Raw genomic sequence first — 22,614 nt, 5'->3', positions numbered from 1 at the left:
AACGATGCCTGAAGGACCGGAAATTCGTCGCGTGGCGGATAAACTTGAAGACGCCATTGTGGGTCAGCCCTTAACGGAAGCGTGGTTCGCGTTTCCTCAGCTCAAGACCTATGAACCGGCATTGATTGGTGAGCAGGTTCAGGCGATTGAGACGCGGGGAAAAGCGCTGCTGACTCATTTCAGCAATGGCCTGACGCTCTACAGTCATAACCAGCTGTATGGTGTCTGGCGCATTGTAAAACCTGACACCGAACTCAATTCCACCCGTCAGTTGCGAGTGCGACTGGCGACGGCGGGCAAAGCGATTCTGCTCTACAGCGCCTCAGATATTGAGCTGCTCAACGCAGATACGCTGGCGGCGCATCCGTTTCTTAATCGTATCGGGCCGGATGTGCTGAACAGTGCGCTGACAGTGGAAGAGGTGAAAGAGCGGCTGCTGTCACCCCGTTTCCGGCGGCGGCAGTTCAGTGGTCTGCTGCTGGATCAGGCTTTTCTGGCCGGGCTGGGAAACTACCTGCGTGCCGAAATTCTCTGGCTGGCACAGTTGCTGCCAAATCATCGGGCGCAGGATCTCAGTAACGATCAGCTGACTGCTTTCAGCGAAGCGCTGCTTTCAGTGCCGCGCCATGCCTATCGGATGCGTGGAACCATGAAGAAATATCATGAGGAAGCGGCGTTTCAGTTTGAGGTGTTTCATCGGCAGGGCAAAAAATGCCGACGCTGCGGCACGGTGATTGAGAAGGGCACGCTCTCATCACGGCCTTTTTACTGGTGTCCGGGTTGTCAGAGATAGGGGCGACCGCATTGGCGAACAAAACAGGAAAAGGTTCTTACTGCAAACAGCTGACAAACTCGAATCCGGGTGACTCCAGCCGCTACGAAGAAGTCTGACGCGCAGGGAATACGGTCAGAGGAGGAAAGCGTCCCGCGCCAGGGACGGCGCGGGCCGAGCGGCCATGGATGGTTTAAGCGACTTTCCGATCTGACCGTGTTCTCTGCGCAGGCGCGGTATCACAGCCAACCGCCCCCGGCTTTAAAGCAACATCAGGCGGAAATCCCTCTCCGCTATCCACTGAACCTTACTTTTTCAACTGTGAGCTGAATTCGCGCTCGGTATAACCGGTGTAGAGCTGACGCGGACGGGCAATCTTCATGCCTTCGTCGTGCATCTCTTTCCAGTGTGCAATCCAGCCAACGGTACGGGCCATCGCGAAGATCACCGTAAACATGGAGGATGGAATACCCATCGCTTTCAGAATGATACCGGAGTAGAAGTCCACGTTTGGATAGAGTTTACGCTCGATGAAGTACGGGTCGTTCAGCGCAATGTGTTCCAGCTCCATCGCCACTTCCAGCAGGTCATCCTTCATACCCAGCTCATTCAGGACTTCATGGCAGGTATCGCGCATCACGGTCGCGCGTGGATCGTAGTTTTTGTAAACGCGGTGACCAAAGCCCATCAGACGGAAGGAGTCATTTTTGTCTTTAGCGCGTTTAACAAATTCCGGAATATGCTCAACGGTGCTGATCTCTTCCAGCATACGCAGGGTCGCTTCGTTGGCACCACCGTGCGCCGGTCCCCACAGGGAGGCGATCCCGGCGGCGATACAGGCAAACGGATTCGCGCCGCTTGAACCGGCGGTACGAACGGTAGAGGTTGAGGCGTTCTGCTCATGGTCAGCATGCAGGATCAGGATGCGGTCCATGGCGCGTTCCAGCACCGGATTCACTTTGTACTCTTCGCACGGCGTGGCAAACATCATGTGCAGGAAGTTACCCGCATAGGAGAGATCGTTGCGCGGATAGACAAACGGCTGGCCGATAGAATATTTGTAACACATCGCTGCCATGGTCGGCATTTTAGAAAGCAGACGGAATGCTGCGATTTCGCGGTGGCGCTCAATGTTTACATCCAGAGAATCGTGGTAAAACGCAGCCAGTGCACCAGTAACACCGCACATTACCGCCATCGGATGCGAATCGCGACGGAAGCCGTGGAACAGGCGGGTAATCTGCTCATGAATCATGGTGTGGCGGGTAACCGTGGTACGGAACTCATCAAACTGTTTCTGATTTGGTGCTTCGCCGTTCAGCAGGATGTAGCAGACTTCCAGATAGTTAGAGTGGGTCGCCAGCTCAGAAATAGGGAAACCACGGTGCAGCAGGATACCTTCATCCCCATCGATAAAGGTGATTGCAGATTCGCAGGACGCGGTAGACGTAAAACCGGGATCGAAGGTGAACAGGCCACTTGAACCCAGAGTGCGGACATCAACGACATCCTGGCCCAGCGTACCTTTCAGCACGTCCAGTTCAATAGATGTTCCATCTTGCAGGGTTAGCGTTACTTTTTTATCTGTCATTTTCGTCTCCATAGCGCCTTATGTAGGTAAGGATCTTTAGACACCTGAAACGCGTTCATGTTGCGGTTGGCAAAACTACACAGTATCACTCTGCGGGGATAAAACGGGTGCAGGGTACAGAGTGAGCGGCGCGTTCCCAGCGGGAACCGGTGAGCCATGGACATGCTGCATATCGCGGTTGTTAAAGATCCGGTCAGGACATAACTTCTTGGTAACCAATAACCTGATGCTTTTTAATGCTCATTATCGCAATGTTACATAACTTGCGCTTAGGGGAAAGTGTATCCCCATAACTTTTGCGCATCATAGGAATTTACAGGCTTAGTTTGTAACTGAATTGTTGAACTATTGTCAAATCAGATAATTAAAATTGTATCAATTGTGAAAATCGTGAGTAGGATCACTGTTCCACCTAAAATATACCAAAGAGTTTGTAGGGGAATTGTAATCAGAATGTGATCCTCCTATACTCCAGGCAGGTCTCCGGAACACCCTGACACCAGGAGCCACCCAGCGTTTACTACCGCGTCAATTAACACTGGATGTTGCTTTTTTGGTGACGGTTAAAGTCTGCCACGCGTTGTGATTAGACTCCGCCTCAGGTCCGGAGGAAGCAAAATAAAAAAGAGCTGTGTGGGCAAAACCGTGAAAAAACAAAGACCTGTCAACTTGGATCTCTCGACGATCCGGTTTCCCGTTACTGCAATATCGTCCATTCTTCACCGCGTCTCCGGCGTAATCACATTGGTTGCCATTGGCATCCTGCTGTGGCTGCTCGGTCTCTCTCTCTCCTCTCCTGAAGGTTTCCAGCACGCTGCGTCCATCATGGATGGCTTCTTCGCGAAGTTCATTATGTGGGGCATCTTAACGGCGCTGGCCTATCACGCGGTGAGCGGGATTCGTCATATGTTGATGGATTTTGGTTATCTGGCCGAAACGCTGCAGGTTGGTAAGCGTTCCGCTCATATGACTTTTGTGATCACTGTCGTGCTGGCAATTCTGGCGGGAGTCCTCGTATGGTAAGCAATGCATCCGCATTGGGTCGCAACGGCATTCAGGACTGGCTGCTGCTGCGGGCAACTGCAATTCTCATAACGCTCTACATCGTCTATATCCTCGGTTTCGTGGTGATGACAGACACGCTGACTTATGACCTGTGGCGTGGCTTCTTCGCTTCCGCATTCACCAAAGTGTTCACGCTGCTGACGCTGTTCTCCATTCTGATCCACGGCTGGATTGGCATGTGGCAGGTGTTAACAGACTACGTTAAATCACTGCCAACCCGCTTGTTGTTGCAGTTTGTGATTGTCGTGGCGCTGTTGTGGTATGCGATTTATGGATTTGTTGTGGTGTGGGGTGTGTAAATGAGTTTGCCAATCAGAGAGTTCGATGCCGTGGTAATCGGCGCAGGTGGCGCAGGAATGCGAGCCGCACTGCAAATCTCCCAGGGCGGCCAGAGCTGTGCCCTGTTATCTAAAGTTTTCCCGACCCGTTCCCACACCGTATCTGCGCAGGGCGGTATTACCGTTGCGCTGGGTAATACCCATGAAGATAACTGGGAATGGCACATGTACGACACCGTCAAAGGTTCCGACTACATCGGTGACCAGGACGCGATTGAATATATGTGTAAAACCGGACCGGAAGCGATTCTGGAACTGGAACACATGGGTCTGCCTTTCTCGCGTCTGGAAGATGGTCGAGTCTACCAGCGTCCGTTTGGTGGCCAGTCAAAGAATTTCGGTGGCGAGCAGGCGGCGCGTACGGCGGCTGCGGCTGACCGTACCGGTCACGCATTGCTGCACACTCTTTATCAGCAGAACCTGAAAAACAAAACCACTATCTTCTCTGAGTGGTATGCACTGGATCTGGTGAAAAACGCCGATGGCGCAGTCGTGGGTTGTACCGCTATCTGCATCGAAACCGGCGAAACCGTTTATTTCAAAGCGAAAGCGACCATTCTGGCCACCGGCGGCGCGGGCCGTATCTACCAGTCCACCACCAATGCACACATCAACACCGGTGACGGCGTAGGTATGGCACTGCGTGCGGGCGTACCGGTGCAGGATATGGAGATGTGGCAGTTCCACCCAACCGGTATCGCCGGTGCGGGCGTGCTGGTCACCGAGGGCTGCCGTGGTGAAGGCGGCTATCTGCTGAACAAACATGGCGAACGCTTCATGGAGCGTTATGCGCCGAACGCCAAAGATCTGGCGGGCCGCGACGTGGTTGCGCGCTCAATGATGATTGAAATCCGTGAAGGTCGCGGCTGTGATGGCCCGTGGGGTCCACATCTCAAACTGAAACTGGATCATCTGGGTAAAGAGGTGCTTGAGTCACGTCTGCCTGGCATCCTTGAGCTGTCACGCACCTTTGCGCACGCCGATCCGATTAAAGAGCCGATTCCGGTCATTCCGACCTGCCACTACATGATGGGCGGTATTCCGACCAAAGTGACCGGCCAGGCCCTGCGCGTCAATGAGCAGGGCGAAGATGTAGTGATTCCTGGCCTGTTCGCCGTCGGTGAAATCGCCTGCGTATCGGTGCATGGTGCCAACCGTCTGGGCGGTAACTCACTGCTCGACCTGGTGGTCTTTGGCCGTGCAGCGGGTCTGCATCTGCTGGCGAGTATTCAGGAGCAGGGCGACCTGCGTGATGCCACAGAAGATGAGATCGCCGGGGCGATGGCGCGTTTCAACCGCTGGGAAAACAACACCACGGGTGAAGATCCGGTTGAGATTCGTAAAGCGCTGCAACGCTGCATGCAGAATAACTTCTCGGTATTCCGTGAAGGCGAAGCGATGGCACAGGGTCTGGAAGAGCTGAAAGAGATTCGCCAGCGCCTGAAGTCAGCGCGTCTGGATGACCGCTCACCGGATTTCAACACCCAGCGTATTGAGTGCCTGGAGCTGGATAACCTGATGGAGACGGCCTTTGCCACGGCGGTAGCGGCTAACTATCGCACCGAAAGCCGCGGTGCGCACAGTCGCTTCGACTTCCCGGATCGTGATGATGAAAACTGGCTGTGCCACAGTCTTTATGTCCCGGAAACCGAAAGCATGACGCGCCGTGAGGTGAACATGCAGCCGAAACTGCGCGCGGCCTTCCCGCCGAAAGTGCGTACCTACTAATTTCGGAGACGATCATGAGACTCGAGTTTTCAATTTATCGCTACAATCCGGACGTCGATGACAAACCGCGCATGCAGGATTACACCCTGGAAGCGGAAGATGGTCGCGACATGATGCTGCTGGACGCACTGATTCGCCTGAAAGAGAAAGATCCGACCCTGGCGTTTCGTCGCTCCTGTCGTGAAGGCGTCTGCGGTTCCGATGGCCTGAACATGAACGGTAAAAACGGACTGGCCTGCATTACGCCCGTCTCGGCGCTGGGCAACGGCAAACAGAAAATTGTTATCCGTCCGCTGCCAGGTTTACCGGTGGTGCGTGACCTGGTTGTAGACATGAGCCAGTTTTATGCACAGTATGAGAAAATTAAGCCTTTCCTGTTGAATAATGGGGAAAATCCGCCAGCTCGTGAACATCTGCAGTCGCCGGATGAGCGTGAACACCTGGATGGCCTGTACGAATGTATACTCTGTGCCTGCTGCTCAACCTCATGCCCATCATTCTGGTGGAATCCTGAGAAGTTCATCGGTCCTGCTGGCCTGCTGGCCGCGTACCGCTTCCTGATTGACAGCCGCGACACCGAAACCGAGGCGCGTCTCGACAATCTGAATGATGCTTTCAGCGTATTCCGCTGCCATAGCATCATGAACTGTGTGAGCGTATGTCCGAAAGGGCTGAACCCGACGCGCGCCATCGGCCATATCAAGTCGATGCTGCTGCAGCGCGGCGCATAAGCAGTTTCTGCCGGGAACCTCAGGTTCCCGGTGTTTTACGGAAGCCTCTGTAAGCGCGGTGATTACCACGTTTACAAAGGTTCCCTTACGGGCCACGCGCGCTGCGCAAAGTGCTCGTATCGCTGAACTCACTACGGCAAACCGCGAAAGCGGCAACAAATGAAACCTCAAAAAAGCATAGCAATGCTTAAGGGATCACAATGCAGAACAGCGCGATGAAGCCCTGGCTGGACTCTTCCTGGCTGGCCGGCGCGAATCAGTCTTACATAGAGCAGCTCTATGAGGATTTCCTGACCGATCCTGACTCTGTCGATGCAGTGTGGCGCTCGATGTTCCAGCAGTTACCGGGCACCGGAATGAAACCTGAGCAGTTTCACTCCACCACACGTGAGTACTTCCGTCGCCTGGCGAAAGACGCATCTCGTTACACCTCATCTGTCTCCGATCCTGAAACCAACTCCAAGCAAGTAAAAGTGCTGCAGCTGATTAACGCGTTTCGTTTCCGCGGTCATCAGCACGCCAATCTTGACCCGCTTGGTCTGTGGAAACAGGACCGGGTAGCCGATCTCGATCCCGCTTTTCACGATCTGACCGAGGCCGATTTTCAGGAAAGCTTTAACGTCGGCTCTTTTGCCATTGGCAAAGAGACCATGAAGCTGGCCGAACTGTTCGAGGCGCTGACTCAGACTTACTGCGGCTCGATCGGTGCAGAATATATGCACATCAACAACACTGATGAGAAACGCTGGATTCAGCAGCGTCTTGAGTCCGTTGCGGGCCGTGCAGCCTTCAGCAATGAAGAGAAAAAAGGTTTCCTGAAAGAGCTGACCGCGGCCGAAGGGCTGGAAAAATATCTCGGAGCGAAATTCCCGGGTGCCAAACGCTTCTCGCTGGAAGGCGGCGATGCACTGGTTCCGATGCTGCGCGAAATGATCCGTCATGCCGGTAAGAGCGGAACCCGTGAAGTCGTACTGGGTATGGCGCACCGTGGTCGTCTCAACGTGCTGATCAACGTGCTGGGTAAAAAGCCACAGGATCTGTTCGACGAGTTCGCCGGTAAGCACAAAGAGCATCTGGGCACCGGTGACGTGAAGTACCACATGGGCTTCTCGTCTGACGTGGAAACCGAAGGCGGTCTGGTTCACCTGGCGCTGGCGTTTAACCCGTCGCACCTGGAGATCGTCAGCCCGGTAGTCATGGGTTCAGTACGTGCCCGTCTGGATCGTCTGGATGAGCCAGCCAGCAATAAAGTCTTACCGATCACCATTCATGGTGATGCGGCCGTGATTGGCCAGGGCGTGGTTCAGGAAACTCTGAACATGTCACAGGCGCGCGGTTATGAAGTGGGCGGTACCGTTCGCATCGTCATCAACAACCAGGTTGGCTTCACCACCTCCAACCCGAAAGATGCGCGTTCGACCCCTTACTGCACCGATATCGGCAAAATGGTGCTGGCACCGATTTTCCACGTCAATGCTGACGATCCGGAAGCGGTCGCGTTTGTGACCCGTCTGGCGCTCGACTATCGCAACACCTTTAAGCGTGATGTGTTTATCGATCTCGTCTGCTATCGCCGTCATGGTCACAACGAGGCGGATGAGCCAAGTGCGACCCAGCCGCTGATGTACCAGAAAATCAAAAAACACCCGACGCCGCGTAAAATCTATGCCGACCGTCTGGAAGGTGAAGCCATTGCCACGCAGGAAGATGCGACCGAAATGGTCAATCTCTACCGTGATGCGCTGGATGCGGGTGAGTGTGTGGTGCCGGAATGGCGTCCAATGAGCCTGCACTCCTTTACCTGGTCACCTTACCTGAATCATGAGTGGGATGAACCTTACCCGGCTCAGGTCGACATGAAACGTCTGAAGGAACTGGCGCTGCGTATCAGCCAGGTGCCTGAAGAGGTGGAAGTGCAGTCGCGTGTTGCCAAGATTTACAACGACCGTCGTCTGATGGCTGAAGGCGAGAAAGCCTTTGACTGGGGCGGCGCGGAAAACCTGGCATATGCCACGCTGGTTGATGAAGGCATTCCGGTGCGTCTGTCGGGTGAAGATACCGGTCGCGGAACCTTCTTCCATCGTCACGCGGTAGTCCATAACCAGGCGAACGGCTCAACCTATACCCCTCTGCACCACGTGCACAGCGGACAGGGTCAGTTCAAGGTGTGGGACTCCGTGCTGTCAGAAGAGGCGGTACTGGCCTTTGAATATGGTTATGCTACCGCAGAGCCGCGCATCCTGACCATCTGGGAAGCGCAGTTTGGTGACTTCGCCAACGGCGCACAGGTTGTTATCGACCAGTTCATCAGCTCCGGTGAGCAGAAATGGGGCCGGATGTGTGGCCTGGTGATGCTGCTGCCGCACGGTTATGAAGGTCAGGGGCCAGAGCACTCCTCTGCGCGCCTGGAACGTTATCTGCAACTCTGTGCTGAGCAGAACATGCAGGTCTGCGTGCCGTCTACCCCTGCGCAGGTTTACCATATGCTGCGTCGTCAGGCGCTGCGCGGTATGCGCCGTCCGCTGATTGTGATGTCGCCGAAATCACTGCTGCGTCATCCGCTGGCTATCTCCACGCTGGATGAACTGGCTAATGGCAGCTTCCAGCCTGCGATTGGCGAAGTCGATGATCTGGATCCGCAGGGCGTGAAACGCGTCGTGCTGTGCTCCGGTAAAGTCTATTACGACCTGCTGGAGCAGCGTCGTAAAAATGAGCAGACCGATGTGGCTATCGTGCGCATCGAGCAGCTCTATCCGTTCCCGCATCACGCGGTACAGGAAGCATTAAAAGCGTATGCTCACGTGCAGGATTTTGTCTGGTGTCAGGAAGAGCCACTGAATCAGGGCGCCTGGTATTGCAGTCAGCATCATTTCCGTGAAGTTGTGCCGTTTGGTGCCACCTTACGTTATGCAGGCCGCCCGGCATCCGCCTCACCGGCCGTGGGTTACATGTCCGTACACCAACAACAGCAGCAAGACCTGGTTAATGACGCGCTGAACGTTAATTAATTAAAAGGAAAGATAATGAGTAGCGTAGATATTCTCGTTCCCGACCTGCCTGAATCGGTTGCCGATGCCTCTGTGGCAACCTGGCATAAAAAACCAGGCGATGCAGTCACTCGCGATGAAGTGCTGGTCGAAATCGAAACTGACAAAGTTGTACTGGAAGTGCCAGCCTCTGCGGACGGTATCCTGGAAGCCGTTCTGGAAGAAGAGGGCGCCACCGTCACTTCCCGCCAGATCCTGGGTCGTCTGAAAGAGGGCAACAGCGCCGGTAAAGAGAGCAGCGCGAAGTCTGAAAGCAAAGAGTCTACCCCGGCTCAGCGTCAGACTGCGTCACTGGAAGAAGAGAGCAACGATGCGCTCAGCCCGGCTATCCGCCGTCTGATTGCAGAGCACAATCTTGATGCCTCGCAGATCAAAGGCAGCGGTGTCGGCGGTCGTCTGACCCGTGAAGATGTTGAAAAACATCTGGCCAACAAACCGCAGGCTGCCAAAGCCGCTGCGCCAGCTGCTGATGCGGCCGCCGCGCAGCAGCCAGTGGCTAACCGCAGCGAAAAACGCGTGCCGATGACCCGTCTGCGTAAGCGTGTTGCCGAGCGTCTGCTGGAAGCGAAGAACAGCACCGCGATGCTGACCACCTTCAACGAAATCAACATGAAGCCCATCATGGATCTGCGTAAGCAGTATGGTGAGGCCTTCGAGAAGCGTCACGGTGTACGTCTGGGCTTTATGTCCTTCTACATCAAAGCGGTTGTTGAAGCGCTGAAACGCTATCCGGAAGTGAATGCTTCTATCGATGGTGAAGATGTGGTTTACCACAACTACTTCGACGTCAGCATTGCGGTCTCTACGCCACGTGGTCTGGTTACACCCGTCCTGCGTGACGTGGATGCGCTGAGCATGGCGGACATCGAGAAGAAAATCAAAGAGCTGGCAGTGAAAGGCCGTGACGGCAAGCTGACAGTTGAGGATCTGACCGGCGGTAACTTTACCATTACCAACGGCGGCGTCTTTGGTTCACTGATGTCCACCCCGATCATCAACCCACCGCAGAGCGCCATCCTGGGCATGCACGCCATCAAAGATCGCCCGATGGCGGTCAATGGTCAGGTTGTGGTGCTGCCGATGATGTATCTGGCGCTCTCCTACGACCACCGTCTGATCGATGGCCGTGAATCAGTTGGTTATCTGGTTGCAGTGAAAGAGATGCTGGAAGATCCGGCGCGCCTGCTGCTGGATGTCTGATTTTCACCGGGCGCGCCTTGCCGCGCGCCCAACCTCATTACTCTTTTCAGACCTGAATGGATAGAACATCATGAACTTACACGAATACCAGGCGAAACAACTGTTTGCACGGTATGGCATGCCGGCACCAACGGGTTACGCCTGTACTACACCACGTGAAGCGGAAGAAGCAGCCTCTAAAATTGGCGCAGGCCCGTGGGTAGTTAAATGTCAGGTTCATGCCGGTGGCCGCGGTAAAGCGGGCGGTGTGAAAGTGGTTAACAGCAAAGAAGAGATTCGCGCATTTGCTGAAAACTGGCTGGGCAAACGCCTGGTCACCTATCAGACAGACGCAAACGGCCAGCCGGTAAACCAGATTCTGGTTGAAGCGGCGACCGATATCGATCAGGAGCTCTATCTGGGCGCTGTGGTCGATCGCGCAACACGTCGCGTAATTTTCATGGCCTCCACTGAAGGCGGCGTGGAAATTGAAAAAGTGGCGGAAGAGACCCCGCACCTGATCCACAAAATGGCGCTGGATCCACTGACTGGCCCGCAGCCTTATCAGGGCCGTGAGCTGGCGTTCAAACTTGGCCTGACCGGCAAGCTGGTTGGCCAGTTCACCAAGATCTTCATGGGCCTGGCGACACTGTTCCTGGAGCGCGATCTGGCGATGGTTGAGATCAACCCGCTGGTGATCACCAAACAGGGCGACCTGATCTGCCTGGATGGCAAACTGGGTGCCGATGGCAATGCCCTGTTCCGTCAGCCAGAGCTGCGCGAAATGCGCGATCCAAGCCAGGAAGATCCGCGTGAAGCCCATGCGACACAGTGGGAACTGAACTATGTTGCGCTGGAAGGCAACATCGGTTGTATGGTTAACGGCGCAGGTCTGGCGATGGGCACCATGGACATCGTTAAACACCACGGCGGTCAACCGGCCAACTTCCTTGATGTCGGCGGCGGCGCAACCAAAGAGCGCGTGACCGAAGCCTTTAAAATCATCCTGTCTGACGATGCGGTTAAAGCCGTATTCGTTAACATCTTCGGCGGCATCGTACGCTGCGACCTGATTGCCGACGGCATCATCGGCGCAGTCGCTGAAGTGGGTGTGAACGTGCCAGTTGTGGTACGTCTGGAAGGTAACAACGCCGAGCTGGGCGCCCAGAAACTGGCGGACAGCGGTCTGAACATCATTGCAGCAACCAGCCTGACAGACGCCGCACAGCGTGTTGTTGCTGCCGCGGAGGGTAAATAATGTCCATTCTGATCGACAAAAACACCAAAGTCATTTGCCAGGGTTTCACCGGTGGCCAGGGGACTTTCCATTCTGAGCAGGCGCTGGCATACGGCACCCAACTGGTTGGCGGCGTGACGCCAGGCAAAGGTGGCACGACCCATCTCGGCCTGCCGGTGTTCAACACCGTTCGCGAAGCGGTAGAAGCAACCGGCGCGACCGCCACTGTGATCTACGTTCCGGCTCCTTTCTGTAAAGATGGCATCCTGGAAGCGATCGACGCGGGCATCAAACTGATCATCACCATCACCGAAGGCATCCCGACCCTGGATATGCTGACCGTGAAAGTGAAGCTGGATGAAGCAGGCGTGCGGATGATCGGTCCAAACTGCCCAGGGGTTATCACCCCAGGCGAATGTAAAATCGGCATCATGCCGGGCCACATTCACCAGCCGGGCCGCGTCGGTATCGTGTCACGTTCAGGCACCCTGACCTATGAAGCGGTTAAGCAGACCACGGATATCGGCTACGGCCAGTCAACCTGCGTTGGCATTGGTGGTGACCCGATCCCAGGCTCTAACTTCATCGACATCCTGAAAATGTTCCAGGATGATCCACAGACTGAAGTTATCGTGATGATCGGTGAGATCGGCGGTAGCGCAGAAGAAGAAGCTGCAGCCTTCATTAAAGAGCACGTGACCAAGCCGGTTGTAGGCTACATTGCTGGCGTCACCGCGCCGAAAGGCAAGCGTATGGGCCATGCTGGCGCCATCATTGCCGGTGGTAAAGGTACAGCAGATGAGAAATTTGCTGCGCTGGAAGCGGCAGGCGTGAAAACTGTCCGCAGCCTGGCGGATATCGGTGACGCAGTTAAAGCCGTATTACCTGCTAAATAAGTCAGCGTCATCTGAGACTAAGCCACCTTCGGGTGGCTTTTTTTATGCCTGTAAATGAGAGCTATAACGCAGGAAGCTAAAGAGAAGAGTGCGCGGTAAAATAGCTGGCCCGCGGCTCATCACGTTAAGAAAAAGTGTCAAAGGTAAATTATTTCTTCGCGCTTTATTTCATTACTGACATCTCATTAACAAGAAACCTACCTGACCCTATCTGGAAATTTATTGCGTTAATCCAGATCAATTAATCGCGACTTATATCCAACTATATCTCTGGCAAAGCGCAACGCTAAGGGCGTAAATTGCGCTGCATCAATCCAGCCTTTTACACAAATTTTCAAACGTCTGCTCAACCCGGGATAACACCCGCTTTCCTCCTGTTAAAGCACGCGTTAACGAAAGCGCTGATTGACAATTTTCTGAGCTGCTTCATTCGCTACTCGCCTGTTCGGGCAGCTCACAGACCTGTTCTGCGGGTAATAAAAAACTGGAATCAATAAACAGTCGTTGCTGACTCTGATTGCGTTCGATCTGATCGCGCGCGTGACGGAGACAAAGCGAGGAGCAAGGAGTCCTTATGTTAGATATCGTCGAGCTGTCGCGGTTACAGTTTGCCTTAACGGCGATGTACCATTTTCTGTTCGTCCCTTTAACGCTGGGTATGGCGTTTTTGCTGGCGATCATGGAAACGGTATATGTCCTGAGCGGCAAACAAATCTATAAAGATATGACGAAGTTCTGGGGCAAGTTATTTGGTATTAACTTTGCGCTGGGTGTCGCCACCGGCCTGACCATGGAATTTCAGTTCGGGACTAACTGGTCATATTACTCTCACTACGTCGGCGATATCTTCGGCGCGCCGCTCGCCATCGAAGGTCTGATGGCGTTCTTCCTGGAATCCACCTTTGTTGGCCTGTTCTTTTTTGGCTGGGATCGCCTGGGCAAAGTGCAGCACCTCGCCGTCACCTGGCTGGTGGCGCTGGGCTCAAACATGTCGGCGCTGTGGATTCTGGTGGCTAACGGCTGGATGCAGAACCCGATCGCCTCTGAGTTCAACTTCGAAACCATGCGCATGGAGATGGTCAGCTTCTCAGAGCTGGTGCTGAACCCGGTCGCGCAGGTGAAATTCGTGCACACCGTGGCAGCCGGTTACACCACAGGTGCAATGTTTATTATGGGCATCAGCGCCTGGTACATGCTGAAAGGCCGTGACTTCGCCTTTGCTAAACGCTCGTTCGCTATCGCGGCCAGCTTTGGCATGGCGGCGGTGCTGTCAGTCATCGTTCTTGGCGATGAGTCAGGTTACGAAATGGGTGACGTGCAGAAAACCAAACTGGCCGCTATCGAAGCGGAGTGGGAAACCCAGCCGGCACCGGCCTCGTTTACCCTGTTTGGCCTGCCCGATCAGGCAACTCAGGAGAACCGATACGCAGTACAGATCCCCTGGCTGCTGGGCCTGATCGCCACCCGATCTACCGATACGCCGGTAACCGGCCTGAAAGATCTGATGGCACAGCATGAAGTGCGCATCCGCAACGGCATGAAAGCCTATGCCCTGCTGAATGAGCTGCGCGGTGGCAGCCAGGATCCGGCGGTGCGTGACGCGTTCAACAGTCACAAACAGGATCTCGGCTACGGTCTGCTGCTGAAGCGTTATACCGACAACGTGGCTGATGCGACCGAAGCGCAGATTAAACAGGCGACGCAGGACTCTATCCCGCGTGTCGCTCCGCTCTATTTCGCCTTCCGCATCATGGTGCTGTGTGGCGTACTGCTGCTGGGCATTATCGCGCTGGCGTTCTGGAGCGTACTGCGTAACCGCATCGGTAAAAATCGCTGGTTACTGAAAGCGGCGCTGTTTGGTATTCCGCTGCCGTGGATCGCTATCGAATCAGGCTGGTTTGTGGCGGAGTATGGTCGTCAGCCCTGGGCTATCGGTGAAGTGCTGCCGACTGCGGTGGCCAACTCCTCCCTGACCGTTGGCGATCTGCTGTTCTCAATGATCCTGATCTGCGGACTCTACACAATGTTCCTGGTGGCTGAGATGTACCTGATGTTCAAATTCGCCCGCCTTGGGCCGAGCAGCCTGAAAACCGGGCGTTATCATCATGAGCAGATCACGGCAATCACCCAGCCGGTACAGGGATAAGGAGAGCGACCATGTTTGATTATGAAGTTCTGCGCTTTGTCTGGTGGCTGTTGATTGGCGTGCTGCTGATTGGCTTTGCCGTCGCAGATGGTTTTGATATGGGTGTCGGGATGCTGACACGCATTCTGGGCCGGAATGATACTGAACGTCGTATCATGATTAACAGTATCGCCCCACACTGGGACGGTAACCAGGTCTGGCTGATCACCGCAGGTGGCGCGCTGTTTGCCGCCTGGCCGATGGTTTACGCGGCAGCCTTCTCTGGCTTCTACGTGGCGATGATTCTGGTGCTCGCGTCGCTGTTCTTCCGTCCGGTTGGCTTCGATTACCGTTCGAAGATTGAAGACAATCGCTGGCGCGGTGCCTGGGACTGGGGGATTTTCATTGGCAGCTTCGTGCCGCCGCTGGTGATCGGCGTAGCGTTTGGCAACCTGTTACAGGGCGTGCCGTTCCATGCCGATGAGTATCTGCGCCTGTTCTATACCGGTAACTTCTTCCAGCTGCTGAATCCGTTTGGGCTGCTGGCGGGTGTGGTCAGTGTGGCGATGATTCTGGCGCAGGGTGCAACCTATCTGCAGATGCGCACTACCGGCGAACTGCATCTGCGTTCACGCACCGCAGCACAACTTGCCGCCCTGGTGATGATGGTCTGCTTTATCCTGGCGGGCGTCTGGGTGAAATATGGTATCGATGGTTATGTGGTGACCAGCACTATGGATCACTTCGCCGCCTCTAACCCACTGGGCAAAACCGTGGTGCGCGAAGCGGGGGCCTGGATGGTCAACTTCCAGAACCACCCTGTGCTGTGGCTGTTCCCGCTGCTGGGCGCTGTGCTGCCGCTGCTGACCATACTCTGCTCGCGGGTTGAGAAGGGCGCCTGGGCGTTCCTGTTCTCCTCACTGACGCTGGCCTGCGTCATCATGACAGCCGGTATTGCAATGTTCCCGTTCATCATGCCATCCAGCACGGTGCCGGGTGTGAGCCTGACCATGTGGGACGCAACGTCCAGCCTGCTGACGCTGCAAACCATGACCGTTGCCGCCGCTATCTTTGTGCCGATCATTCTGGCCTACACCACCTGGTGCTACTGGAAGATGTTTGGTCGTATCACCAAAGAGCATATTGAAAGCAACAGTCACTCACTCTATTAATTAAGGAGACGTCGCATGTGGTATTTTGCCTGGATTCTCGGCACGTTGCTGGCCTGTGCCTTTGGTATCGTGACCGCGCTGGCGATTGAGCACATTGAAGCGCAGGATGAGCCTCACTGATGCGAACGCTAATTCGGATGCTGTATGATCTGATGGATAAGGGCCCGTTACGGGCCCTTTCACTGCTGCTGGCGCTGCTGACCGCAGGCGGCGTGATGTGGGATCCAACACGCTTTGCCAATCAGGCAGGCCAGTTACCGGCTCTGCAGGGGCTGGTGCTGATCTGGGCGGTCTGCAGTGGGGTGATCCACGGTGTGGGCTTCCGGCCAAAGCAAACCCGATGGCAGGCGCTGTTTGCCCCGTTACCCGCCATGCTGGTGCTATTTATTGCGCTTTACCGTTTTTATCTTTAAGACCCCGCCTCATCGGCGCTGTCAGTGAATTTTTGTCAGCGTCTGGTCAATTAATCTCCCTGAAATCGTTCCGTTTGTTACGGAGCGATAATTATTTTCGCCTGGCTCTGACGAGCCATTCCCAACCCCAATTCTCTTGCGTATAGTAACAACGTTTAAAACGAGGCCGGGATGTAGAGTGAGTACAACGCTGTTTCGCTGGCCGGTTCGGGTCTACTACGAAGATACTGATGCCGGTGGTGTGGTTTATCACGCCAGCTATATCGCTTTTTATGAACGAGCACGTACTGAAATGTTGCGACAGCACCATTTTAATCAGCAGACGCTGTTAGAACAGCAGATCGCTTTTGTGGTACGGCGTATATCGGTGGACTATCTGGCGGCGGCGCGTCTTGATGACCTTCTGGAGATCCAGAGCGAGGTCACATCAATGACACGGGCTACCATGACGTTCACTCAGCGTATCGTGAATACTGAAGGCAAAGTGCTCAATGAGGCAGAAGTCCTGATTGCCTGCATTAACCCACATCTAATGAAGCCGATTGCGCTTCCCAAGTCTATTGTCGCGGAGTTCAAGCAGTGACTGACATGAACATTCTTGATTTGTTCCTGAAGGCGAGCCTTCTGGTCAAACTTATCATGTTGATTTTGATCGGCTTTTCTATTGCCTCCTGGGCCATCATTATTCAGCGCACACGTATTCTGAATGCGGCGGGAAGAGAAGCGGAGGCGTTTGAAGACAAATTCTGGTCCGGCATCGAACTCTCGCGCCTCTATCAGGAGAGCCAGGAGCGCCGGGAAGAACTGGGTGGTTCGGAGCAGATTTTCTATTCCGGCTTTAAAGAGTTCGCCCGCCTGCATCGCGCCAACAGCCATGCGCCGGAAGCGGTCATTGATGGTGCGAGCCGTGCGATGCGTATCTCAATGAACCGTGAGCTGGAAGCGCTGGAAAACCACATTCCATTCCTCGGCACCGTCGGTTCTATCAGCCCTTATATCGGACTGTTCGGCACCGTCTGGGGGATCATGCACGCCTTTATCGCACTGGGTGCCGTGAAGCAGGCAACCCTGCAGATGGTTGCACCGGGTATCGCTGAAGCGTTGATTGCGACCGCTATCGGTCTGTTTGCCGCGATTCCGGCGGTGATGGCGTACAACCGTCTGAACCAGCGCGTAAACAAACTGGAGCAGGGCTACGACAACTTCATGGAAGAGTTCACTGCCATTCTGCATCGCCAGGCTTTCTCCAGCGATAGCGCTAAGTAAATAGAGGTTAATGATGGCCAGAGTACGTGGTCGCAAACGCCGCGACCTGAAGTCGGAAATCAACATCGTTCCGCTACTGGACGTCCTGTTGGTGCTGTTGCTGATCTTCATGGCAACGGCGCCCATTATTACCCAGAGCGTGGAAGTGGATCTGCCTGATGCGACCGATTCGAAAACCGTTGCCAGCGATGATAATCCGCCGGTGATTGTCGAAGTGGCGGGCGTGGGTCAGTACAGCCTGGTCGTGGATCACGATCGTATGGATCAACTTCCGCCAGAGCAGGTAATCAGCGAAGCGCAGCGTCGACTGGAAGCGAATCCTAAGACGGTCTTTTTGATCGGGGGCGCGAAAGAGGTGCCTTACGATGAAATTATTAAAGCGCTCAACCTGCTGCACCAGGCGGGTGTTAAATCTGTCGGTTTGATGACGCAGCCGATTTAAAATCGAACCGTTTTTTGGGAACCGAGTGTGTCGAAGGCAACCGAGCAAAACGAGAAGTTAAAGCGCGCGATAATCATTTCGGTGATTCTGCATATCGTGCTGATCGCGCTGCTGATTTGGAGCTCGTTTAATGAGCACATTGACGCCAGCAGTGCGGGTGGCGGAGGCAGTGATATTGATGCAGTGATGGTCGATCCCGGTGCCGTCGTGAGTCAATACAATCGTCAGCAGAACCAGCAAAGTGACAGCCAGCGGGCTGAGCAGCAGCGTAAAAAGCAGGCGCAGCAGCAGGCTGAAGAGCTGCAACAGAAACAGGCTGCTGAACAGCAGCGTCTGAAAGCGCTGGAAAAAGAGCGTTTAGCCGCGCAGGAAACCGCGAAAGAAGAGGCGAAACAGCAGGCTGAGCAGCAGAAAGCTGCCGAAGACGCTGATAAGCAGGCGCAGGAGCAGCAAAAAACGGCGGAAGCGGCGGCTGCCAAAGCCAAAGCGGATGCAAAAGCTCAGGCAGATGCGCAGGCAAAAGCTGCGGCTGAGCAGGCGAAACAGGCCGCAGCCGAAGCAAAGAAGCAGGCTGATCAGCAGGCGAAAGCCGCTGCTGCCGCTGCAGCAAAAGAGAAAGCCGTTGCGGAAGCGAAGGCGAAATCTGAAGCAGATGCGAAAGCCGCAGCTGAAGCCAAAGTGAAAGCGGCGGCGGATGCCAAAGCCAAAGCCGCTGAAGAGGCTAAACAAAAAGCTGCTGAAGCCAAAGAAAAAGCCGCAGAGGCGGCGAAAGAGAAAGCCGCAGAAGCAGCAAAAGAGAAAGCGGAAGCGGCTAAAGAGGCCGCCAAAGAGAAGGCGGAAGCTGCCGCGAAAGCGAAAGCCGATGCCGCGGCGAAAGCCAAAGCCGATGCTGCCGCTAAGGCCAAAGCGGATGCTAAAGCGAAAGCCGCCGCCGATGCTGCCAACGACAGCGATGTCGATGATTTGCTGGGTGGACTCGCTTCCGGTAAAAATGCACCGAAAAGCGGCACCTCTGGCGGCGCAGCAGGGCAGGGAAACCAGAAGAAAGCGGGTGCATCAGGCGCGGAAATCAACTCCTACATGGGTCAGGTTGTGAGTGCGATTCAGAGCCGATTCTATGATGCGGATCTGTATCGCGGAAAAACCTGTGATTTGCGGATTAAACTTGCGCCTGATGGCTTGTTGATTGATGTTAAGTCAGAGGGTGGCGATCCCGCGCTCTGTCAGGCCGCGATTGCTGCCGCAAAACAGGCACGTATTCCGAAGCCGCCTTCGCAGGCGGTCTACGAAGTGTTTAAAAACGCCCCAATGCGTTTTAAACCGCAATAATGCAGTAACGGGCGGCAAGTTGATCTATGTTTAGCGTGCCGTACTTAAGTTGTACTCGTGGTTTCCAGGAACAGTGCCAATTATCGTGGACTGAGGTTCAGATAAGGGAGATAAAATGAAGCAAGCTCTTCGCGTTACGTTAGGCTTTTTTATCCTGCTGTGGGCAGCCATGCTGCATGCAGAAGTTCGAATTGAGATCACCCAGGGTGTCAACACTGCGCGCCCGATTGGCGTGGTGCCGTTTAAATGGGCCGGTGCTGGCGCAGCGCCGGAAGATATCGGCGGCATCGTTGCAGCTGACCTGCGCAACAGTGGCAAATTTAATCCACTGGATCGCTCGCGTCTGCCACAGCAGCCTGCCAGCGCGCAGGAAGTTCAGCCTGCCGCGTGGAGTGCACTCGGCATTGATGCCGTGGTCGTCGGTCAGGTCGCGTCTAACCCGGATGGCAGCTATCAGGTTTCGTACCAGCTGGTCGACACCGGCGGTGCTCCCGGTACCGTGCTGGCTCAAAACAGTTATAAAGTGACGAAGCAGTGGCTGCGTTATGCCGCTCATACGGCCAGTGACGAAACGTTCCTGAAGCTGACCGGCATCAAGGGCGCTTTCCGTACCCGTATCGCCTATGTGGTGCAGACCAACGGCGGCCAGTTCCCGTATGAGCTGCGCGTTGCTGACTACGATGGTTACAACCAGTTTGTCGTGCATCGTTCACCACAGCCGCTGATGTCGCCAGCCTGGTCTCCGGATGGCAGCAAAGTTGCTTACGTGACCTTTGAAAGCGGCAAATCTGCGCTGGTGGTACAGACGCTGTCGAACGGTGCTATCCGTCAGATCGCCTCCTATCCACGTCACAACGGTGCCCCAGCGTTCTCGCCGGATGGCTCTAAACTAGCGTTCGCACTCTCTAAAACCGGCAGCCTGAACCTCTATGTGATGGATCTGGCCTCAGGTCAGACGCGTCAGATTACCGATGGTCGCTATAACAGCACCGAACCGACCTGGTTCCCGGACAGCCAGACGCTGGCTTACACCTCCGATCAGGCTGGTGCTCCACAAATCTACAAAGTCGGACTTAACGGTGGCGCGCCACAACGTATTACCTGGGAAGGCGGTCAGAACCAGGATGCGGATGTCGCAACAGATGGTAAGTCAATGGTGATGATTAGCACCAACGGTGGTGCTCAACACGTCGCCAAACAGGATCTGGAAACGGGAGCCGTTCAAACGTTAACGGACACGTTCCTGGATGAAACGCCGAGCCTGGCACCCAATGGCACAATGGTAATCTACAGCTCTACTCAGGGTATGGGTTCCGTGTTGCAGTTGGTTTCTACCGACGGCCGTTTCAAAGCGCGTCTTCCGGCAACTGATGGACAGGTAAAATTTCCTGCCTGGTCGCCGTATCTGTAATGTCTGACAGTTCAGACATCACAAACAATAAACAATAATGGGATTTTGAAATGCAACTGAACAAAGTGCTGAAGGGTTTGATGCTGGCTCTGCCGGTTCTGGCAGTAGCGGCTTGTAGCTCACACAAGAACAACAACAATGACCAGACTGGCATGGGCGCTGATGGCGGCGCTTACGGTGCAAATTCTGGCATGAACGGCAACGGCGGCAACATGTCTTCTGACGAGCAGGCTCGTCTGCAGATGCAGCAGCTGCAGCAGAACAACATCGTGTACTTCGGCCTGGACAAGTATGACGTTCAGTCTGATTACGCACAGATGCTGGATCAGCATGCAACCTTCCTGCGCAGCAACCCGTCATACAAAGTGACCATCGAAGGTCATGCGGATGAGCGCGGTACGCCGGAATACAACATCGCCCTGGGCGAACGTCGTGCTAACGCGGTTAAAATGTACCTGCAGGGCAAAGGCGTGTCGGCTGATCAGATGTCTATCGTATCTTACGGTAAAGAGAAGCCAGCTGTTCTGGGTCATGACGAAGCAGCGTATTCTAAAAACCGTCGTGCCGTTCTGGTCTACTAAGAGAATCACATGGTTAGTAACTTCAGACATCACCTGTTGAGTCTGTCGTTACTGATTGGCGTAGCGGCCCCCTGGGCCGCTAATGCCCAAGCGTCAATCAGTAGCGTTGGCTCCGGCTCGGTCGAAGACCGTGTCACCACTCTTGAACGAATTTCTAATGCCCAGGCACAGCTGATGCAGCAATTGCAGCAGCAGATGAGCGATAACCAGCGTGATATCGACGCGCTGCGTGGGCAAATCCAGCAAAACACGTATCAGTTGAATCAGGTGGTTGAGCGGCAGAAGCAGCTTTACCAGCAGATTGACAGCCTGAGCAGTGCCAGCACCAGCGGCGGTCAGCAGGCAGCGGGCAGTAATGCCGCAGCGGATACCGGCGCAGCAGCAACCGCAGGCGCGGCAGCATCAACGGATAGCGCACCTGCGCAGACCGGTGACGCTAACAGCGATTACAATGCGGCTGTGGCGCTGATTCTGGAGAAGAAACAGTATGATCAGGCGATCAGCGCGCTCCAGGCGTGGGTAAAACGTTACCCGGATTCGACCTATCAGCCGAACGCCAATTACTGGCTGGGACAGCTGAACTATAACAAAGGCAAAAAGGACGACGCCGCTTACTATTACGCCACGGTAGTGAAAAACTATCCGAAGTCGCCAAAAGCTGCAGAAGCGTTGTTGAAAGTGGGCGTCATCATGCAGGAGAAAAAAGACACAGCGAAAGCTAAAGCGGTCTTCCAGCAGGTGATCAAACTTTATCCAGACACCGAATCTGCTAAGCAGGCGCAAAAACGTCTGACAAGTCTGTAATCTGTACGGTTCAGGCCAGATATCGTGTGATTTCTGGTCTTGCCGTATGAAAGGTAAGCAACTGAAGCATTTAGCAGAAATAAGAGTTGCGCTACCCCGCTAAATCAGTAATATATGCCGCCGTTGCCGGGATACATTGCAAAGTGTCTGGTAAGCCTGAAGATGGGTCGTTAGCTCAGTTGGTAGAGCAGTTGACTTTTAATCAATTGGTCGCAGGTTCGAATCCTGCACGACCCACCATCTTATCTCAGCCGCCTGGCGTGTTGAACGGTTGTAAGCCCCCAGCGGGTCGTTAGCTCAGTTGGTAGAGCAGTTGACTTTTAATCAATTGGTCGCAGGTTCGAATCCTGCACGACCCACCATCTTCCTCAGACGCGCTTTTACCGCGCAGTTTTAAGAAGAACACTTCAGCATTGCTTCACAACCTAAGATGGGTCGTTAGCTCAGTTGGTAGAGCAGTTGACTTTTAATCAATTGGTCGCAGGTT

Annotated in this window: 21 protein-coding genes and 2 tRNA genes; 22 read left to right on the top strand and 1 reads right to left on the bottom strand. The window is 54.6% G+C overall.

What is annotated here, in order from left to right; all coding sequences use genetic code 11:
- The first annotated feature begins 4 nt into the window (after positions 1–4).
- Entirely contained in the window at positions 5–793 is a 789-nt protein-coding gene (gene nei / locus ACK13D_RS10805) for an endonuclease VIII (RefSeq protein ID WP_033766694.1), read from the top strand.
- 286 nt (positions 794–1,079) lie between these two features.
- On the opposite strand, the gene ACK13D_RS10800 is transcribed toward nei, so the two are convergent.
- Positions 1,080–2,363 (bottom strand): citrate synthase, encoded by a 1,284-nt coding sequence (locus ACK13D_RS10800; RefSeq protein WP_010260725.1) that lies wholly within the window; start codon positions 2,361–2,363, stop codon positions 1,080–1,082.
- Between the two features lie 633 nt (positions 2,364–2,996).
- On the opposite strand from ACK13D_RS10800, the gene sdhC reads away from it, so the two are divergent.
- The 21 genes from sdhC to ACK13D_RS10695 all read left to right on the top strand — a co-directional run bounded on the left by sdhC (position 2,997) and on the right by ACK13D_RS10695 (position 22,489).
- On the top strand, positions 2,997–3,386 hold the full coding sequence (gene sdhC, locus ACK13D_RS10795; protein ID WP_029519433.1) for a succinate dehydrogenase cytochrome b556 subunit: 390 nt from the start codon (positions 2,997–2,999) through the stop codon (positions 3,384–3,386).
- Entirely contained in the window at positions 3,380–3,727 is a 348-nt protein-coding gene (gene sdhD, locus ACK13D_RS10790) for a succinate dehydrogenase membrane anchor subunit (protein ID WP_009091417.1), read from the top strand. The genes sdhC and sdhD overlap by 7 nt, the downstream gene beginning before the upstream one ends.
- Positions 3,728–5,494, top strand: coding sequence for a succinate dehydrogenase flavoprotein subunit (gene sdhA, locus ACK13D_RS10785; protein ID WP_022626042.1), 1,767 nt, complete (start codon positions 3,728–3,730; stop codon positions 5,492–5,494).
- Positions 5,495–5,508: 14 nt separating this feature from the next.
- Entirely contained in the window at positions 5,509–6,225 is a 717-nt protein-coding gene (locus tag ACK13D_RS10780) for a succinate dehydrogenase iron-sulfur subunit (RefSeq protein ID WP_010260736.1), read from the top strand.
- Between the two features lie 200 nt (positions 6,226–6,425).
- Positions 6,426–9,233 carry a 2-oxoglutarate dehydrogenase E1 component gene (sucA, locus tag ACK13D_RS10775; protein WP_010260738.1) on the top strand — a complete coding sequence of 936 codons (2,808 nt, stop codon included), beginning with the start codon at positions 6,426–6,428 and terminating at the stop codon, positions 9,231–9,233.
- A 15-nt stretch (positions 9,234–9,248) separates the two neighbouring features.
- Positions 9,249–10,472, top strand: coding sequence for a 2-oxoglutarate dehydrogenase complex dihydrolipoyllysine-residue succinyltransferase (gene odhB, locus ACK13D_RS10770; RefSeq protein WP_010260740.1), 1,224 nt, complete (start codon positions 9,249–9,251; stop codon positions 10,470–10,472).
- A gap of 70 nt (positions 10,473–10,542) precedes the next feature.
- Positions 10,543–11,709: an ADP-forming succinate--CoA ligase subunit beta gene (gene sucC, locus ACK13D_RS10765; protein WP_003853151.1), complete on the top strand. Its 1,167-nt coding sequence runs from the start codon at positions 10,543–10,545 to the stop codon at positions 11,707–11,709.
- A complete protein-coding gene (gene sucD, locus ACK13D_RS10760; protein WP_010260744.1) occupies positions 11,709–12,584 on the top strand; it encodes a succinate--CoA ligase subunit alpha in 876 nt (291 codons plus the stop codon). The genes sucC and sucD overlap by 1 nt, the downstream gene beginning before the upstream one ends.
- 574 nt (positions 12,585–13,158) lie before the next feature.
- Entirely contained in the window at positions 13,159–14,730 is a 1,572-nt protein-coding gene (cydA, locus tag ACK13D_RS10755) for a cytochrome ubiquinol oxidase subunit I (protein ID WP_010260749.1), read from the top strand.
- 11 nt (positions 14,731–14,741) lie between these two features.
- Positions 14,742–15,881, top strand: coding sequence for a cytochrome d ubiquinol oxidase subunit II (cydB, locus tag ACK13D_RS10750; RefSeq protein ID WP_010260752.1), 1,140 nt, complete (start codon positions 14,742–14,744; stop codon positions 15,879–15,881).
- A gap of 15 nt (positions 15,882–15,896) precedes the next feature.
- Entirely contained in the window at positions 15,897–16,001 is a 105-nt protein-coding gene (cydX, locus tag ACK13D_RS10745; RefSeq protein WP_010260755.1) for a cytochrome bd-I oxidase subunit CydX, read from the top strand.
- Entirely contained in the window at positions 16,001–16,294 is a 294-nt protein-coding gene (gene ybgE / locus ACK13D_RS10740) for a cyd operon protein YbgE (protein ID WP_022626040.1), read from the top strand. The genes cydX and ybgE overlap by 1 nt, the downstream gene beginning before the upstream one ends.
- A 178-nt stretch (positions 16,295–16,472) precedes the next feature.
- Positions 16,473–16,877 carry a tol-pal system-associated acyl-CoA thioesterase gene (gene ybgC, locus ACK13D_RS10735; protein WP_010260759.1) on the top strand — a complete coding sequence of 135 codons (405 nt, stop codon included), beginning with the start codon at positions 16,473–16,475 and terminating at the stop codon, positions 16,875–16,877.
- Complete coding sequence (gene tolQ / locus ACK13D_RS10730) at positions 16,874–17,560, top strand: Tol-Pal system protein TolQ (RefSeq protein ID WP_010260762.1); 687 nt, start codon at positions 16,874–16,876, stop codon at positions 17,558–17,560. Before ybgC ends, tolQ begins: the two co-directional genes overlap by 4 nt.
- A gap of 13 nt (positions 17,561–17,573) precedes the next feature.
- On the top strand, positions 17,574–18,002 hold the full coding sequence (gene tolR / locus ACK13D_RS10725) for a colicin uptake protein TolR (protein WP_010260764.1): 429 nt from the start codon (positions 17,574–17,576) through the stop codon (positions 18,000–18,002).
- A gap of 27 nt (positions 18,003–18,029) precedes the next feature.
- Complete coding sequence (gene tolA, locus ACK13D_RS10720; RefSeq protein WP_418796319.1) at positions 18,030–19,331, top strand: cell envelope integrity protein TolA; 1,302 nt, start codon at positions 18,030–18,032, stop codon at positions 19,329–19,331.
- Positions 19,332–19,446: 115 nt separating this feature from the next.
- Positions 19,447–20,742, top strand: coding sequence for a Tol-Pal system beta propeller repeat protein TolB (tolB, locus tag ACK13D_RS10715; protein WP_010260769.1), 1,296 nt, complete (start codon positions 19,447–19,449; stop codon positions 20,740–20,742).
- A 50-nt stretch (positions 20,743–20,792) separates the two neighbouring features.
- The gene (pal, locus tag ACK13D_RS10710) at positions 20,793–21,323 is read left to right on the top strand and encodes a peptidoglycan-associated lipoprotein Pal (RefSeq protein ID WP_010260771.1); all 531 of its coding nucleotides are present in this window, start codon (positions 20,793–20,795) and stop codon (positions 21,321–21,323) included.
- Between the two features lie 9 nt (positions 21,324–21,332).
- A complete protein-coding gene (gene cpoB, locus ACK13D_RS10705) occupies positions 21,333–22,127 on the top strand; it encodes a cell division protein CpoB (RefSeq protein WP_010260773.1) in 795 nt (264 codons plus the stop codon).
- 164 nt (positions 22,128–22,291) lie between these two features.
- A tRNA-Lys gene (locus ACK13D_RS10700) sits at positions 22,292–22,367 on the top strand.
- Between the two features lie 46 nt (positions 22,368–22,413).
- Positions 22,414–22,489: transfer RNA gene (locus ACK13D_RS10695), tRNA-Lys, on the top strand.
- The last annotated feature ends 125 nt before the right edge of the window (positions 22,490–22,614 follow it).

Origin of the sequence: Pantoea sp. K16 (assembly GCF_048452805.1) — a bacterium.
In the GTDB taxonomy this organism is placed as follows: Bacteria; Pseudomonadota; Gammaproteobacteria; order Enterobacterales; family Enterobacteriaceae; genus Pantoea; species Pantoea agglomerans.
The sequence above is the reverse complement of the archived record's forward strand: the minus strand, read 5'-3'. Positions and strand labels throughout refer to the sequence as shown.